Origin of the sequence: Halomonas sp. HK25 (assembly GCF_047795635.1) — a bacterium.
Taxonomy (GTDB): Bacteria; Pseudomonadota; Gammaproteobacteria; order Pseudomonadales; family Halomonadaceae; genus Halomonas.
The window spans coordinates 2,385,462-2,400,523 of the sequence record NZ_CP181044.1 but is presented as its reverse complement, the minus strand read 5'-3'; the positions used below and the strand labels follow the sequence as shown (position 1 = coordinate 2,400,523).

The following is a 15,062-nucleotide window of genomic DNA, read 5'->3' as shown; positions in this document are numbered from 1 at the left end:
TGCCAGTTCCCGGGGGTCAGTCCCGGCCGGGCAGGCGATGGGCATCACAGGGCGGCGATGCGGGCTCGAGGTCGGCCGCATCCTCGTCGCGCAGCGCCTTGAGCAGCGCTTCGCGCAGGACCGGCAGGTGGGAGTCCTCGAGATTGCGCGAGGCGGTGAGCAGGGTGAGGCGCCTGCGCCGGGCATGGCGCATCAGCGGCACCAGATTGTCGGGGTGGTCGCGCAGTTCGCCGCGATAGCGGACGGCGAACACGAAGTGGCTGATCTCCTGCTGATGGTACTGCCGGCGCAGGGTGGGGCTGGGCGAGGCGTCACGGTACCAGTCGGTGAGCGCCAGCGCCTCGCGTGGCTTGCCCCTGGGCCACAGCCGATCCACCAGCACGCGGGAACCGTCATCGGCCTCGATGGGCTGGTAGATACGCTTGAGCACGATGTCGTAGGCCATGACTATCTCTCCTCCCGTGTCTCCAGGGCTTGGCGGGCATGGGGTTGCCAGTGGCCGGGCAGGGCGGCGGCCTGTTCCAGCGCTCTCGTGGCGCCTGCTGCGTCGCCTTGATCGCGCCTGGCCAATCCCAGATTGAGCCAGGCGACGGCCAGCCCGGGCTGGGCATCCACGGCTCGTTCGAAGGCCGCGATGGCAGCAGAGGCGTCACCCGTGGCATGCCGGGCGTTGCCCAGGCCGAAAAACACCAGGCCGTTATCCGTGAAGCGCTCGGCCAGGGCCTCCCAGGCCGGCAGGGCGGTCTCGGCTCCCTGGAGTCTCTCGAAGGCGCTGATCGCCTCCATGGCGCGGTGGGGCCTCACCCCCGCCGGCAGTTCCCCCGGGGGCAGTGCCACGAAGGCCCAGCGCTCGCTGCGTGCCCAGGTGGCATCGAAGCGCCGGAACGACTCGACCCGCCGCGGCTCCTCGCCGCTGTGCAGGATCAGCTCGTTGCGCTCGAGGTCGAAGCCGATGGCCACCGCGTAGTGCCACATGGGCCAGGCGGGCAGCGAGAGGTTCTGCATCACCACCACCGGATGGCCGGCGTCCAGCTCGAGGAGCAGGGCCTCCAGACGGCCGTCGATCACGAAGGGAATCCGGCCGTGGCGGCGCACGGTGGCCAGCATCTCCGGCTGCACGCTGCCGTCGCGGCCGGGCAGGAAGACCTGGGGGATCAGGGTGTCTACCTCGACGTCGACCCCGGCGTCGTTGAGTACCATGGCCAGTGATGCCGGGCCGCACTGATAGTCGCGCTGGGCGTGGAACGGCACGTCGTCGAGCAGCAGCTGACGGGTCAGGGCCTGCTCGGTGCTGTCGGCCAGGCGCGGGGTGCCGGCACAGCCGGCCAGCGTGAGCATCAGCAGCACCAACGCGAGAACGCCCGCGGGGCGGGCGTTCCGTTTCGTTGCTGCCGCCTGCTGCCGTGCGAGGCAGTCGATCATGGCGGCCCCCTCAGCGGGTAAAGGGGAAGACGTTGGTCAGGCCGAGGATATCGGTGACCAGCAGGATCACGAAGACGGCGAACAGGACACCGACCGCGCTGGCACCGGCCGGAAGCTGCTCGAGCTGCTCGGCCATCTGAGCGGCCTCGGCGTCCGAGAGCGCCGCCACGCGGGCCTCCACCTCGGCCAGGTCGACGCCCTGGGCAACCAGCTGGTCGCGGACGTCATCGCGGGCGAGGATCTCGTGGATCCGCTCCCGGTCTGCCTGGCCATGTTCCGCATTCAGGGCGGCCTGGGTAGTGATCAGGTCGCTGCCGGCGGGTGCCGGGGCTGCGGCGACCGGGAGGCTGCCCAGCACCAGGGCGGCGATCAGCAGCGGGCTGAGGTAACGGCAGATCTTCTTCATCATGTCGATGTTCCTTCTTCTTGGATTGGGCTTCCGGCTCCTTGATGATCCACGCGTCGCGTCCTGGCGAACAAATGTGGCGTCACGATGATACCCGACCAGTATAGGACGAAATGGGCTGCGATTTCATGCCCTTGGCGATCAACGGTGAGAGTTTCAAGCGATGCGATAGGAGGAAGGCAGTTCGGCGAGCAGGCCGCGGCCGCCGGCGAGCGTCAGGGCCAGGTCGTGGAGGCCGTCCTGCACCGGCAGGGGGGAGGCGCCCTTGATGGCCAGGTCGAGGCGCTGAGCGAACAGCAGCAGCTTGTGCAGCCGCTTGACCGGCAGGCGACCGATGGCCTGCTGATAGGCGGGGCGGCGCTTCTCGAAGATCGCGGGTTTCTGGGCCTTGCAGGCGTGCTCGAAGCTCTGGCCCTGGTCCAGATGCTGGTGCAGCGATAGCAGGGTGCGCAGCTCTCGGGTCAGGGCCCAGAGCACGATCGGCGCCTCCACCCCCTCGCCGCGCAGGCCGGCCATGATCCGCGACACCCGCGCCCGCTCGCCCTTGAGGCAGGCATCGACCAGCGTGAAGACGTCGAAGCGGGCGCTGTCTTCTACGCCGCCCGCCACCTCCCTGGGGGAGACGCGGGCGTTGGGCGGTAGTATCAGGGCGAGCTTCTGCAGCTCCTGGTCGGCGGCCAGCAGATTGCCCTCGGTGCGCTCGCCGAGCAGGCGGGCGGCGTCCAGGTCGAGGGTCAGGCCGTGACGCTGGGCGCGGTCACGCAGCCAGAAGCCAAGCCGCGAGGCGCCCACCGGCCACACCGGCACGAAGAGCCCGACCTTGTCGAGGGCCTGGAACCAGGCGCTCTTCTGCTGGCGGAAGTCGAGCTTGCCCATGGCCAGCAGCAGCACATTGTCGCTGCCCCTGAGCTGGTCGGCGTAGGCCTTCAGTGCCTTGCCGCCCTCCTGGCCCAGGTTGTTGCCGGCCAGACGCAGCTCGATCAGCTTGGCGCTGGCGAACAGCGACAGGCTGGCCGAGGCCTCATGCAGGCGCCCCCAGGCGAAATTGCCCTCCACGTGGAGGATGTCGCGCTCCTCGATGCCCTTGGCGCGGGCCGCGGCACGCACGGCGTCGCAGGCTTCGATATGCTGCATCGGCTCCTCGCCGGAGACGATCACCACCGGGGGCAGCTTTTTGGCCAGCGCAGCGGCCAGCTTGTCGGGGAAGACTTTCACGTTGGCGCCTTTACCGAGGTCGGTTCATTCTGGTGGTCTTGCTTGCTGGCCATGGAGGTATGTTCATTCTGGTGGTTATCCAGCTACCACCGAGGCTTTTGCTATTGGTGGGAGCCACGCTCTGCGGGGCGAATAGGCTGAGGCCACAGCACTGGCCCGCAACACCGCTGGGCGGCTCCGCCGCCATTCGCCGGGCGGAGCCCAGCTCCCACAAGGTGCCAGGCGACCTGCGCTAGAGCGACAGGCTGCGCAGGCGATCGAGCAGCTGGCGCACGGCGGCCTCGCGCAGCTGCTGGCGAGCCTCCTCGCGCAGGTCGTCCTGGATCAGCAGGTTGGCGTCGCTCACCGTATAGCGGGTGGAGACCTCGAGCTGCTGTTGGTCGAGCAGGTAGGCGCCGTCGCCGCGACGCTGCACCGAGAAGGGGGCGATAAGCGTCATCTCCTCTTCCCGGGGGCCTGAGTCGAGCACGCTGAGATTGCGCCGCCGGGTGTCGGGCTGGCCCAGGTTGAGCACCCGCTCGGCGCCGTCATGCACACGGGTGCCGGCGGCCTCGAGCCGCTCCCGGGCGAGCCGCGAGAGCTCGCTGTCGGGGCCGGCCAGCGCCAGTTCATCGATCACCGCGCCGGGCTCGTCGAAGCCGCGTAGGCGGAAGCCGCAGCCGGCCAGCGCGAGGCCGGCGGTGCCGGCCAGGCCCAGGGTGAGAAAGGTGCGTCGCTGCATGGGTCACTCCCTTTGGGGTTATTCTATGAATCTAGGGGTTCAACCCACCACGATATTGACCAGCTTGCCGGGTACCACGATCACCTTGCGCACGGCCTTGCCCTCGGTGTGGCGCTGCACGTTCTCGGCGGCGAAGGCCTCGGCCTCGACGGCCACCTTGTCGGCGTCGGCGGCTACCTCGATGCGGGCGCGCAGCTTGCCGTTGACCTGCACCACCAGTTCGATGGTGTCCCGGGCCAGCGCCGAGTCGTCCACCGTCGGCCAGGTGGCATCGATGACCGGCTCGGCGTGGCCAAGCTGGGCCCACAGGGCGTGACAGGCATGGGGCACGATGGGGGCGAGCAGCAGCACGCAGGCTTCCACCGCCTCGCGGGCCACGGCCAGGTCCTGGGCCGCGGTAGCGTCGTCGCCCTGCTGGAAGCGGCCGATGGCGTTGGTCAGCTCCATCACCGCGGCGATGGCGGTGTTGAAGGTGGTGCGTCGGCCGATGTCGTCGCTGGCCTTGGCGATGGTCTCGTGGGTCTTGCGGCGCAGTTCGCGCTGGGGCTCATTCAAGGTCTCTGTCAGGGCGCCGACGTCGAGGCTGCCGGGCTCGCCGCCCGCCAGGCGCTCGGCCTCGAGGTGGTCAGTGACCAGGCGCCACAGGCGCTTGAGGAAACGGCTGGCCCCCTCGACGCCGGAGTCGGACCACTCCAGGGACTGCTCCGGCGGGGCGGCGAACATCATGAACAGGCGCACGGTATCGGCGCCGAAGCGGTCGATCATCGACTGGGGGTCGACGCCGTTGTTCTTCGACTTGGACATCTTCTCGATGCCGCCCATCACCACCGGTGCGCCGTCCTCGATCAGCACGGCACTGAGCGGGCGACCCTTGTCGTCGCGCTTGACCTCGACGTCGGCAGGGTTGAACCACTGCTTGGCGCCGTTCGCGGTTTCCCGGTAGTAGGTCTCGGCGATCACCATGCCCTGGGTGAGCAGGCGCTGGAAGGGCTCGTCGACGTTGACCAGGCCCAGGTCACGCATCAGCTTGGTGAAGAAACGTGCGTAGAGCAGGTGCAGGATGGCGTGCTCGATGCCACCGATGTAGAGATCCACCGGCAGCCAGTAGTCGGCGCGCTCGTCGAGCATCGCCTCCTGGTTGTCGGCGCAGCAGAAGCGCGCGAAGTACCAGGAGGACTCCATGAAGGTGTCGAAGGTGTCGGTCTCGCGCACCCAGCCGTCGCCCAGGTCGCTGAACTCAGGCATCTTCTTGAGCGGTGAGCCGGAGGCGTCGACGGTGACCTCCATGGGCAGGGCCACCGGCAGCTCCTCGTCGGAAAGTGCCACCGTCTGGCCCTCGGGGCCGTACTTGACCGGGATAGGCGCGCCCCAGTAGCGCTGGCGGGCCACGCCCCAGTCGCGCAGGCGATAGTGGGTCTTGACCTCGCCGCGGCCGAGCTCCTTGAGCCGGGCGGCGATGGCCTCGAAGGCGGCGTCGAAGTCGAGGCCGTCGAACTCGCCGGAGTGGATCAGGGTGCCATAGTCGTCATGGGCGCCTGCGGAGAGGTCCGGCGCCTGGCCGGACGCGTCCGCGATCACCGGCTCGATGGGCAGGTCGTATCGGGTCGCGAACTCCCAGTCGCGCTGGTCGTGGCCGGGCACCGCCATCACCGCGCCGGTACCGAACTCCATCAGTACGAAGTTGGCCACATAGACCGGCACCTCGCGGCCGGTGAGGGGGTGCACCGCCACATGGCCGGTGGGCATGCCCTTCTTCTCGCGGGTGGCGAGCTCGGCCTCGGAGGTGCCGCCCCGGGCGCACTCATCGCAGAAGGCGGCCAGCGTCGCATTGTCCGCGGCGGCCGCCTTGGCCAGCGGGTGGCCGGCGGCCACCGCCATATAGGTGACGCCCATCAGGGTGTCGGGGCGGGTGGTGTAGACCGAGAGCGGGTCACAGGCGGCCCCGTCGGCGCCCTTGATATCGAACGAAAGCTCCACGCCACGGGACTTGCCGATCCAGTTGCGCTGCATGGTCTTGACCTGCTCCGGCCACTCGATGGTGTCCAGGTCGGCGAGGAGCTCCTCGGCGTAGTCGGTGATGCGCAGGAACCACAGCGGGATCTCCTTGCGCTCCACCAGGGCGCCGGAGCGCCAGCCGCGGCCGTCGATCACCTGCTCGTTGGCCAGCACGGTCTGATCCACCGGGTCCCAGTTCACCGTGGACATCTTCTTGTAGACCAGCCCCTTCTCCACCAGCTTGGCGAAGAACCACTGCTCCCAGCGGTAGTAGCTCACATCGCAGGTGGCGAACTCGCGGCTCCAGTCGTAGGCGAAGCCCAGTGCCTTGAGCTGCACTCGCATGTAGTCGATGTTGTCATGGGTCCACTTGGCCGGCGGCACCCGGTTCTGGATGGCGGCGTTCTCGGCCGGCATGCCGAAGGCGTCCCAGCCCATGGGCTGCAGCACGTTCTTGCCCTGCATGCGCTGGTAGCGAGAGACCACATCGCCGATGGTGTAGTTGCGCACATGCCCCATGTGCAGCTTGCCGCTGGGATAAGGGAACATCGACAGGCAGTAGAACTTCTCGCGGCTGGCGTCCTCCACCGCCTTGAAGCACTGGTTCTTGTCCCAGAACTGCTGGGCGTCGCGTTCGATCTCTTGGGGCTTGTACTGTGCGTCCATCGCTGTCTGTGGATACCTTGCAAGTCGGCGCGTCGGCCGGTAGCGGCGCGCGGTCGTGGCTTGTCCGGCGTCATGTCCTGGGGCCAGGATGGCGACAAGACGTTGAACTGCCGGCGGGAAGTCGTCTAAATGGTAGGCAAGGATACCCCAGCACGGCACGGCCCGGCTATGCCCGGCCGGGCCTGCCCACCGCAGGAAAAGGAGCAGATCATGAGCGAATCGCCGCAACCCCAACGGGACCACCGACTGCGCGAAGGCTACGAGCGCATGCTCGAGCGCCTGCGCGAGGGGGCCCAGGAGCTGACCTGGGAGAATCTGCAGCAGGAACTCGATGACGCCGTGGAGTTCGAGGCCGAGTTCGAGGAGTTCACCAAGGACGAGCTGTCGCTGCTGCGCGCCTGGGTGGAGCGCGACCTCAAGGACATGCGCCGCTACCTGAGCGCCGGCGGCGAGGGGGTGGCGGCCTGGCTCGGCATCGACCTTTCCGCGCTGTCGCGCAAGGTCAGCGAGTCGCTGCTCTCCATCGCCGACCGCAGCGTGGTCGAGCGTGAGCGCTTCGAGGAGGACCTGGAGGCCGCCCAGGCGGACTACTGTGAGGGTGAAATGGCGGTTCCCGGCCGCATGGCCTGCGTGCACTGCGAGGCCGAGGTGGACCTGCCCGAGCTGACCCGTATCGAACCCTGCCACCAGTGCGGTCACCGCTACTTCAAGCGGGTGTCGAAGTAACAGCCCCGCGCCTCTGGCGCCGAGGGTCATCCGATCAGCCGGCCAGGGTCAGCCAGAGGTATTTGAGGTCTTGCCGGAATGTCCATCGCTGCACATAGGCGACGTTGATTCGAACCTTGTCGGGCCAGATGACCTTGTGGTTATAGGCAATGGGGTCCTGCTGACTGGCCAGGAGGTCTTCCTCCTTGCGGTACTTCAGGGTGGCAGGACCCGTGATCCCGGGCCTGACGAGCAGCAGCAGTCGCTGCTCCCCCTCGAGAGTATCGGCGAATCCCGGCACGTCCGGGCGAGGGCCGACCAGGCTCATGTCGCCAATCAGCACGTTCCAGAGCTGCGGAAGCTCGTCGACCTTCGTCTTGCGCAGCAGTTGGCCTAACCGGGTGATCCGTGGATCATCCGTACGCGTCACGGTCGTGGCAATGTCCGGCATATCTCGCATGGTTCTGATCTTGATCAGCGTGAAGGCTTTGCCGCCTATGCCGATGCGTTGCTGGGTGAAGAGGCCGTTGCGTCGCGTGTCGATGGTGGCCGCGATCCAGGCGAGCAGGATAAGCCACCACACCAGGCTCAGGCCGGTGGCCGAGGCCAGGAGATCGAATGCCCGCTTGGTAAAACGCGCACGAGGATTGGACAGGCTCATCTGCCTTTTCCCTCGAGATGGCGCCCAAGTGGCCAGGCATGCTGTCGTTGCTGGAGAGTGTCGCCCTTCATGACGATGGATCCAGCCTTGGGTGGTGCTCGTCAGGAAAGGATCGCCGTATCCTTTCCTGTTCCAGTAGTACAGCCAACTTCCTGAACAGCGATCCCTTGGCCTGTTGGATCGGTTGCCTGAAGGGATAGAGCCCATGAACCAGGGGTGAGAGGAGAGGGAAGTACACCACATGAAGCCTGGCGTAGGCCTTGCGGAAATTGAATCGCTCCATCAGGAAGTCATGCATGCCAGTATCATGGCTGATGCTTCGGGCGCCATTCGAGACATATTTGACCTTGCGCTCATTGAGGTAGTGGCAGTTCATCAGGTGGATCAGTGCATAGGAGGCATATTGCTTGAGTGACGCCGGTGTAAACCACAGGGAGAGAGAGAAACAAGCGTCGTCTACGACCAGGTTTTCTCCAAAGGCCACCAGTTCTCCCTTTTCCCTGTCACGCACTTCCCAGAACTCTGTTTCGGGGGGCAACTGTCGGATGGCAGCGACAAAGTCTGCCTGGGACATGATGGGTTCGAAGGTGTCGTAGCGTTCGTAGGCCTTCGTGTAGACGGCGTACCCTTCCGCCAGCAGGGTATCGCGGGTCGATCGTTCGATGCGGAACTGCCTCATACCGCGACGAACCTTGCTGCGAGTTTTGCTGCTCAAGGACTCGAGGCGTTCCTCCTCCGACTTGATGATGTGCCACCACTCCGTCGGGGTATCGCAGTCAAAATCCGATTCCCAGCGAATCAGGGGCGCGCGGTGCAGTGCCAGCAGCGCCAGCGCCCCTGACCGTGTTAGCCCGGCTTCTCGGTGCGGCATGGAGAGGGGAATCAGGGTGCTTTGATGCTTGCGCCACATGAAGTCGCCTTGGCAAATACGCTGGTAACCGATCATAGCCATGGCCTTGTAGATGCTGGATGGAGTCAAGAGGAACATTCGGTAGCCCTGCGACACACAGGGTTACATATTGTCTGGCTGGCCTCCTCCTTAAATTCTTCATCTCGCGGGGATGGCAGTTTCCGATGCCGGGCGGGGCGATTCCGACGGTTCCAGGGCCATCGAGCCGCGCCTCATGCATCCGAACTTCATAGCCAGGCGTCGAGGATTACGATGGCCACGACCACCAGCGCCGTCATCACCCCCGCATAGCCCAGGTTGTGGCGCATCATCTGCGCGCCGCTGACCCCGTAGCGGCCCTGCAGGGACAGGTTGATGCCGGAGAGCGGGCCGACGCTGGTGCCTACGGCCCAGGAGGCCAGCGCCACGAAGGCGAACAGGGTCTGGCGGCTGCCCGACAGCTCCAGCATCGAGGCCAGCACCGAGACGCCGATGATCGGATGCAGCCCGACCACGGCGCTGGCGACGATGGCCAGGAAGCTGGTGATCGCCTGGGGCGTGCCGAAGTGGGCAAAGAGTGTCCACTGGCTGCCGGAGACGGCGCCGATCAAGGCCGAGAGCCCTTGGGTCAGCAGGCCCGCGCAGAGGAACAGCGAGATCTCGCCGCGCATGGCCGGCAAGCGCTCCAGCGTATGGCTGCGCACCCGTCGCAGGGTCCAGTGCGGCCCCCGGGGCAAGTTGCTCACCAGCGCTACTGCCGGCAGCAGGAAGGTGATGATGCTGACGATGGAGAGCCCCGGGGTCAGGCCGTAGTGGAAGAGCAGCACCAGAAAGGCCATGCCCACCGGCATCAGCAGGCTCTTCGGCGATAGCGAATAGCCGGCCACCTGGGCGAGGTCGAAGCGCCGCGACAGGTCCAGCAGCGAGAGGGTGCCGGCCAGCATCGCCAGCGGCAGGCCGAGGGCCAGGATCGTCGCGAAGCGCATCTCCGGTGCCAGGGTCATCACCACGCCCATGGAGGCGAAGAAGGGCGACCAGAGCGCCGCACTGGAGAGCCCGCGGTTGAGGGAGAGCAGTTGCGGCAGGCTCAGCTCGCCGTGGCGCCGGAGGCGATCCCCCACCATGAACACCGTGGAGAGGTTGAGGATGGCGCCAAGCAGGTGCACGCCCAGCCAGGTCCCGGCGGTGCCGCGCCGGCCGGTGATGGCGCTGCCGGGCGGGGCAGCGTGGCCCCGATGGGTGCCGATCAGGCCGATGAAGCTCACCCCCACCAGCATGGCCACCACATAGCTGTTGCCGTCCAGCAGCCGGTGCCAGGCGATCTCGGCGCCGTAGCCCAGGGCCGCGACCAGCGCCAGGGCAAGGCCCAGCCCCGCCAGCGTGCCGGCCTGGCGACGATTGCCACGCTTGAGGTCTGGCCACAGCAGTACCACGGCCAGCCAGAAGGCGTAGCTCACCGCCGGCAGGGCAATCGGCAGGCCGGTCAGGCGCAGCACCTGCAGGGCGAGCCCGATGAGGATCAGGCCGCCGGCGCAGGCATGACGGAGCGAAACGGGTGGGGCGGGAGACACGGCGGGGCGGTTCCTTGATCGAGCGAGGTGGCAGTCTAGAGGTTGACGCTGGTGGCCGTCCTGGCGGCCGGCTCACGAGCCTCCTCGAGCAGCTCGAGCATGGCCCGGGCGGCGTTGGAGAGGGTGCGGCTGCGGTGCACCAGATAGCCCAGCGGGCGATGGATCGGCGGGTGGTCGATGGTCAGCTCGTGGAGGTCGCCGGCGACCAGGCGCTCCGGCAGCAGGCTCCAGCCCAGCCCGATCGAGGTCATCATCTTCAGGGTCTCCAGGTAGTTGGTGGACAGCGCCACCGGCAGGCGCAGGCCGGCGGCGGCGAAGCGCGCCTCGATCAGGCCCCGGGTGAAGGTGAGCGGGCCGGGCAGCACGGCGTCATGTTCGCACAGCTCATGCAGGACCAGCCGCCCCCGGGCGGCCAGCGGGTGATCCGGGGCGCAGACGAAGCCGAGGCGATCGACCCACACCGGGACCACCTCGAGCTGCGGGTCGGGGTGGGGCGCCAGGGTCACCACGGCGATCTCGAGAGTGCCGTCGAGCACCCCCTGGTAGGCCTCCTCGGAATCCAGGAAGTGCAGGTCCAGGCGCACTTCGGGATGGGCCCGAGTATAGGCCTTGAGCAGTGGTGGCAGGCGGTGCAGGCCGATATGGTGGCTGGTGGCCAGCGTCAGGCTGCCGGCCACGCTGCCTTCGAGGTTGCCCAGCGCCCGGCGGCTATCGTCCATCATCACGAGGATCTGCCGCGCCCGGGGCAGCAGCACGCGGCCCGCCTCGGTCAGGCTGATGCCTCGACCGATACGATCGAACAGACGCGCGTCGATCTGGGTCTCAAGGACAGCGATGCGCTTGCTCACCGCCGGCTGGGTCAGATGCAGCTGCTCCGCGGCGCGTGAGAAGCTGCCGCTCTCGGCCACGGCCAGGAAGGCCTGCAGGCTCTGGGTATCCATGGCGCCTCCGTGACTGGCGTTAGATAAGCTTACGCTTGAAAAGACTGGTGGGAGATCGGCTCCGCCGAGCGAGTGGCGCCGCAGGCGCCCTAGCGGAGTTGCTTGTGTTAGCTCATACCGCTCAGGAGCCCTTCGGTCTCCGTTCGCCGGGCGGAGCCCAGCTCCCACAAAAAACCAGCTCCTGCCAAATTCCAGCCATCTCAACGAGCAATGCGGATCAGCTGACATTCCATTCCTTTTGGGAATGCAATCCATAAATAACATGAATTGATTTTATGGACGAGTCGCCGGACACTGCACGTATAACGAATGCGCTATCAAGGGCCGAAGGCCCGGGAGAAAACGATATGGCAGGCCAGACACTCTACGACAAGCTGTGGTCGCAGCACCTCGTCACGGAGCGCGACGACGGCACCGCGCTGATCTATATCGACCGCCAGCTGCTCCACGAGGTGACCTCGCCCCAGGCCTTCGAGGGCCTGCGCCTGGCCAATCGCAAGCCGTGGCGCCTCGACGCCAACCTGGCCACGCCCGACCATAACGTGCCGACCACGGTGAAGGAGCGTGCCGAGGGCAACGCCGGCATCAAGGACCCGGTGTCGCTGATCCAGGTGCAGACCCTCGATGACAACTGCGTCGAGTTCGGCATCGAAGAGTTCAAGATCAACGACCCGCGCCAGGGTATCGTCCATGTGGTGGGGCCGGAGCAGGGCGCCACCCTGCCCGGCATGACCGTGGTCTGTGGCGACTCCCATACCGCCACCCACGGCGCCTTCGGGGCACTCGCCCACGGGATCGGCACCTCCGAGGTGGAGCACGTGCTGGCCACCCAGTGCCTGCTGGCCCAGAAGATGAAGAACATGCAGGTGCGCGTCGAGGGCGAGATCGGCATGGGCGTCACCGCCAAGGACGTGGTGCTGGCGATCATCGGCCGGATCGGCACCGCCGGCGGCACCGGCTACGCCATCGAATTTGCCGGCAGCGCCATCCAGAGCCTCTCCATGGAAGGCCGCATGACGGTGTGCAACATGGCCATCGAGGCCGGTGCCCGGGTCGGCCTGATCGCCGTGGACGACACCACCATCGAGTACCTCGCCGAGCGCCCCTTCGCGCCGACGGGTGAGCAGTGGCAAGCCGCCGTGGCCGACTGGCGCGGCCTGGTCTCCGACGCCGACGCCGATTTCGACAATGTCGTGGTGCTGGATGCCGCCGAGATCGAGCCCCAGGTCAGCTGGGGCACCAGCCCCGAGATGGTCACCGGGATCTCCGGCGAGGTACCCGACCCGGCCGAGCAGGACGACGACACCCTGCGCAGCGGCTATACCCGGGCGCTCGAGTACATGGGCCTCGCCCCGAAGCAGAAGATCACCGATATCCGGCTCGACAAGGTCTTTATCGGCTCCTGCACCAACTCACGCATCGAGGACCTGCGCGAGGCGGCCAAGGTCGCCCGCGGCAAGAAGGTGGCGGGTTCCATCAAGCTGGCCATGGTAGTACCGGGCTCCGGCCTGGTGAAGCGCCAGGCCGAAGCCGAGGGCCTCGACCGGATCTTCACCGAGGCGGGCTTCGAGTGGCGCGAGCCGGGCTGCTCCATGTGCCTGGCCATGAACGCCGACAAGCTCGGCGCCGGCGAGCACTGCGCTTCCACCTCGAACCGCAACTTCGAGGGCCGCCAGGGCTACGGCGGTCGCACCCACCTGGTGAGCCCGGCGATGGCCGCCGCCGCCGCCATCGCCGGCCACTTTGTCGATGTCCGCACCCTTGAGGAGGCCTGAGCCATGAACAAGTTCGAACGCACCGAAGGCCTCGTCGCCCCCCTCGACCGGGCCAACGTCGACACCGACCTGATCATTCCCAAGCAGTTTCTGAAGTCGATCAAGCGCACCGGCTTCGGCGTCAATCTGTTCGACGAGCTGCGCTATCTGGACGAAGGCTACCCGGGGCAGGACTGCTCCCAGCGGCCGCTGAATCCGGACTTCGTGCTCAACCAGCCTCGCTACCAGGGGGCCAGCGTGCTGCTGGCGCGGCGCAACTTCGGCTGCGGCAGCTCCCGCGAGCATGCCCCCTGGGCGCTGGAAGACTTCGGCTTCCGGGTGGTGATCGCCCCGAGCTTCGCCGACATCTTCTACAACAACGCCTTCAAGAACGGCCTGCTGCTGGTGACCCTGCCCGAGGAGGTGGTCGATCGCCTGTTCAAGGAGGCCGAGGCCAGCGAGGGCTACGCCCTGGACGTGGACCTGGAGAACCAGCGGGTGGTCACCCCCTCCGGCGAGATCCTCGAGTTCGAGGTGGATGGCTTCCGCAAGCACTGCCTGCTCGAGGGCCTCGACGATATCGGCATCACCCTGCAGGACGAGGACGCCATCCGCACCTTCGAGGCCAAGCACCGCGCTGCGCGCCCCTGGCTGTTCCGCGAAGCGTAAGCCCCGGACTGCGTCCGGGAGCTTGAAGCTGGAAGAGCGCCGCTTCGCGGCTGGAAGGCCCGGGCTGCGCCCGGAGCTGGAAGAACGCCCGCTTCGCGGGCTTAAGCTGGAAGCTTGAAGAAAACCCTTGACACTGGGTTGAGTGGCAACAAGCTGCCTTCCAGCTTCCAGCTTCCAGCTTCCAGCTTCCAGCTTCCAGCTTCCAGCTTCCAGCTTCCAGCTTCCAGCTTCCAGCTTCCAGCTTCCAGCTTCCAGCTTCCAGCTTCCAGCTTCCAGCTTCCAGCTTCCAGCTGAACTTCAACAAGGATTGGTGAAAGATGACTCAGAAGATTCTGGTACTGCCGGGTGACGGCATCGGCCCCGAGATCACCGCCCAGGCGAGCCGTATCCTGGCCGCCTGCCAGGCCCGCGGCCTGGACGTCGAGGTGGAAGAGGGCCTGGTCGGCGGCAGCGCCTATGACGCCCATTGCGAGCCGCTGCCCGCCGAGACCCTGGAGAAGGCCAAGGCCGCCCGCGCCATCCTGCTGGGTGCCGTGGGTGGCCCCAAGTGGGACACGCTCGAGGACCTCGCCAAGCGTCCCGAGAAGGGCCTGCTCGGCCTGCGCAAGAACCTGGGCCTGTTCGGCAACCTGCGCCCGGCCATCACCTACCCGCAGCTCGCCGACGCCTCCAGCCTCAAGCCCGAGCTGGTGGCCGGTCTCGATATCATGATCGTGCGCGAGCTCACCGGCGGCATCTACTTCGGCCAGCCCCGTGGCATCGAGGAGCGCAACGGCGAGCGCGTCGGTTTCAACACCTACATCTACTCCGAGAGCGAGATCGAGCGCATCGGCCGCGTCGCCTTCGAGATGGCGAGCAAGCGTGGCAAGAAGCTCTGCTCCGTGGACAAGGCCAACGTGCTCGAGGTCACCATCCTGTGGCGCGAGGTGATGGAGCGCCTGGCGCCGGAGTACCCGGACGTCGAGCTCTCCCACATGTACGTCGACAACGCCGCCATGCAGCTGGTGCGCGCGCCCAAGCAGTTCGACGTCATGGTCACCGGCAACATGTTCGGCGACATCCTCTCCGATGCCGCCGCCATGCTCACCGGCTCCATCGGCATGCTGCCCTCGGCCTCGCTCAACGAGAGCGGGCAGGGCATGTACGAGCCCTGCCACGGCAGCGCCCCGGACATCGCCGGCCAGGGGATCGCCAACCCGCTCGCCACCATCCTCTCGGTGGCCATGATGCTGCGCTACTCCCTGGACGAGCCGGTGCTCGCCCAACGCATCGAGGACGCCGTGGGCCAGGTGCTGGATGACGGCCTGAGAACCGCGGATATCGCCTCCGAGGGCACTCGCACCGTCTCCACCGTGGAGATGGGTGACGCCGTGCTGGCGGCCTTCGAGGCACTGTAGCCAGCAGCGCCGGCTTGGGTCATGCTGTTGGCTGAGGATTCCTCGGAGAC

General features: G+C 66.9%; 14 protein-coding genes. 4 read left to right on the top strand and 10 right to left on the bottom strand.

Annotated features, from left to right (window positions below; all coding sequences use genetic code 11):
• Positions 1–16: 16 nt before the first annotated feature.
• From ACM26W_RS11540 to leuS, 6 genes are all read right to left on the bottom strand, one after another.
• A complete protein-coding gene (locus ACM26W_RS11540) occupies positions 17–445 on the bottom strand; it encodes a DUF488 domain-containing protein (RefSeq protein WP_416137138.1) in 429 nt (142 codons plus the stop codon).
• Positions 446–447: 2 nt separating this feature from the next.
• Complete coding sequence (locus tag ACM26W_RS11535) at positions 448–1,422, bottom strand: PA2778 family cysteine peptidase (RefSeq protein WP_416137137.1); 975 nt, start codon at positions 1,420–1,422, stop codon at positions 448–450.
• Between the two features lie 10 nt (positions 1,423–1,432).
• A complete protein-coding gene (locus tag ACM26W_RS11530; protein ID WP_416140874.1) occupies positions 1,433–1,828 on the bottom strand; it encodes a PA2779 family protein in 396 nt (131 codons plus the stop codon).
• A 156-nt stretch (positions 1,829–1,984) separates the two neighbouring features.
• Positions 1,985–3,043: a DNA polymerase III subunit delta gene (holA, locus tag ACM26W_RS11525; protein WP_416137136.1), complete on the bottom strand. Its 1,059-nt coding sequence runs from the start codon at positions 3,041–3,043 to the stop codon at positions 1,985–1,987.
• A gap of 232 nt (positions 3,044–3,275) precedes the next feature.
• On the bottom strand, positions 3,276–3,764 hold the full coding sequence (gene lptE, locus ACM26W_RS11520) for an LPS assembly lipoprotein LptE (RefSeq protein WP_416137135.1): 489 nt from the start codon (positions 3,762–3,764) through the stop codon (positions 3,276–3,278).
• 39 nt (positions 3,765–3,803) lie between these two features.
• Positions 3,804–6,425, bottom strand: coding sequence for a leucine--tRNA ligase (gene leuS / locus ACM26W_RS11515; protein WP_416137134.1), 2,622 nt, complete (start codon positions 6,423–6,425; stop codon positions 3,804–3,806).
• 210 nt (positions 6,426–6,635) lie between these two features.
• Between leuS and ACM26W_RS11510 the strand changes: the two genes are divergently transcribed.
• On the top strand, positions 6,636–7,151 hold the full coding sequence (locus tag ACM26W_RS11510) for a zinc ribbon-containing protein (RefSeq protein WP_416137133.1): 516 nt from the start codon (positions 6,636–6,638) through the stop codon (positions 7,149–7,151).
• A gap of 34 nt (positions 7,152–7,185) precedes the next feature.
• Here ACM26W_RS11510 and ACM26W_RS11505 read toward each other — a convergent pair whose 3' ends face one another.
• From ACM26W_RS11505 to ACM26W_RS11490, 4 genes are all read right to left on the bottom strand, one after another.
• Positions 7,186–7,791: a sugar transferase gene (locus ACM26W_RS11505; protein ID WP_416137132.1), complete on the bottom strand. Its 606-nt coding sequence runs from the start codon at positions 7,789–7,791 to the stop codon at positions 7,186–7,188.
• Between the two features lie 67 nt (positions 7,792–7,858).
• The gene (locus ACM26W_RS11500) at positions 7,859–8,779 is read right to left on the bottom strand and encodes a hypothetical protein (RefSeq protein WP_416137131.1); all 921 of its coding nucleotides are present in this window, start codon (positions 8,777–8,779) and stop codon (positions 7,859–7,861) included.
• 149 nt (positions 8,780–8,928) lie between these two features.
• Positions 8,929–10,251: a hypothetical protein gene (locus ACM26W_RS11495; RefSeq protein WP_416137130.1), complete on the bottom strand. Its 1,323-nt coding sequence runs from the start codon at positions 10,249–10,251 to the stop codon at positions 8,929–8,931.
• Positions 10,252–10,286: 35 nt separating this feature from the next.
• Positions 10,287–11,192, bottom strand: a complete 906-nt coding sequence (locus ACM26W_RS11490; RefSeq protein WP_416137129.1) for a LysR family transcriptional regulator — start codon at positions 11,190–11,192, stop codon at positions 10,287–10,289.
• A gap of 347 nt (positions 11,193–11,539) precedes the next feature.
• Here ACM26W_RS11490 and leuC point away from each other — a divergent pair, with 347 nt between their 5' ends.
• The 3 genes from leuC to leuB all read left to right on the top strand — a co-directional run bounded on the left by leuC (position 11,540) and on the right by leuB (position 15,012).
• Positions 11,540–12,967 carry a 3-isopropylmalate dehydratase large subunit gene (leuC, locus tag ACM26W_RS11485; protein WP_416137128.1) on the top strand — a complete coding sequence of 476 codons (1,428 nt, stop codon included), beginning with the start codon at positions 11,540–11,542 and terminating at the stop codon, positions 12,965–12,967.
• Positions 12,968–12,970: 3 nt separating this feature from the next.
• The gene (gene leuD, locus ACM26W_RS11480; protein WP_416137127.1) at positions 12,971–13,615 is read left to right on the top strand and encodes a 3-isopropylmalate dehydratase small subunit; all 645 of its coding nucleotides are present in this window, start codon (positions 12,971–12,973) and stop codon (positions 13,613–13,615) included.
• Between the two features lie 317 nt (positions 13,616–13,932).
• Complete coding sequence (gene leuB, locus ACM26W_RS11475; protein ID WP_416137126.1) at positions 13,933–15,012, top strand: 3-isopropylmalate dehydrogenase; 1,080 nt, start codon at positions 13,933–13,935, stop codon at positions 15,010–15,012.
• The last annotated feature ends 50 nt before the right edge of the window (positions 15,013–15,062 follow it).